We start from the raw sequence: 1145 nt of genomic DNA, 5'->3' as shown, positions 1-1145 counted from the left end.
TCGCAGACCTCTCCGACGAAGCCCAGTGACGCGCAGAGATGACGCCTGCCGGCTTGGCATTGCGCGCAGTCTCCGCACCAGAAGCGGGAATCGGCGACAACCCTGTCACCGATAGCGAAGGCGTCGACGCCCGCGCCGATGGCGGTCACCGTGCCGGTGAGTTCATGGCCGGCCGTCGAAGGCGACCGGCTTATCCACTGTCCCGTGCGGAAATTGTGCAGGTCCGAACCGCAGATGCCGGCGGCATCGACCCTCAGCTTCACCCAGCCTGCATCCGGCGCGCCCGGCGTCGCGATGTCTTCGACGCGCAGATCGCCGGGCCCGTAAAGTCGTGCCGCCTTCATCGCGATCGGTTCCGCTTAGCCGGCAAGATAGCGGTCGCGGATCTCCGAGACCGCGTTCTCATGCGAGCTGAAGCCCTCGTAGCGGGCGAGCCTGCGGGCGTGCAGAGCGAGTTCCGGATAGGCCACCGAGGTGACATAGCCGACCGACGAGCGCTTGACGAAATCCGTCACCGAAAGCGGCCCGTAGGTCCGCGCCCAACGGCTGGTCGGCAGCACCGCATTGGGTCCAAGCACGAAATTGGCCAGCGTCACCGGCGTGTGCGGCCCCATCAGGATTTCAGCCGCCTCCGTGATGCGCCCGAGATGCGCGAACGGCTCCTTCGACAGGATCTCGAGATGTTCGGGCGCATAGTCGTTGATGAAGCGGTAGCTGTCTTCCAGCGACGCGGTCAGCACGATGCCACCGCGCTTGCCGGTCAGCACCGCGCGTGAAAACTCGACACGCTGCTCGGTCATCCGCGACCAGTGCTCCGGGATTGCAGCCAATGCGGCTTCGGCGATCTTGCGGCTGTGCGTCACCAGATAGGCCGAAGAATCCGGCCCGTGTTCGGCTTCGATCAACAGGTCGAGCGCAGCAAGCCCGCCGTCGACGCTGTCATCGGCAAAGATGATTGCTTCGGACGGCCCGGCCGGAAGGCCTGTGTTGATGACCGACGACAGCACGCTCTTGGCCGCCACCACCCAGGGGCTGCCGGGGCCGACGATCTTGAGCGCGGGCTTCACCGTCTCCGTGCCGTAGGCGACGGCGGCAACTGCCTGAGCGCCGCCGCATTTGTAGACGGTTCCGACGCCAGCGAGGCG

The 1145-nt window shown here is 66.1% G+C and carries 2 protein-coding genes; both read right to left on the bottom strand.

The window, feature by feature from the left end; translation table 11 throughout:
* Positions 1 to 344 (bottom strand): alcohol dehydrogenase catalytic domain-containing protein (locus EN932_RS36610; protein WP_164890866.1); only part of this gene is annotated, 344 nt, incomplete at its 3' end.
* A 15-nt stretch (positions 345 to 359) separates the two neighbouring features.
* Positions 360 to 1145 (bottom strand): histidinol dehydrogenase (gene hisD / locus EN932_RS36605; protein WP_128369548.1); only part of this gene is annotated, 786 nt, incomplete at its 5' end.

The sequence above is a fragment of the Mesorhizobium sp. M7A.F.Ca.US.002.01.1.1 genome (assembly GCF_004022955.1).
Lineage (GTDB): Bacteria > Pseudomonadota > Alphaproteobacteria > Rhizobiales > Rhizobiaceae > Mesorhizobium > Mesorhizobium ciceri.
Note: the sequence above shows the minus strand (reverse complement) of the source record. Positions and strands in the feature narration are given on the sequence as shown.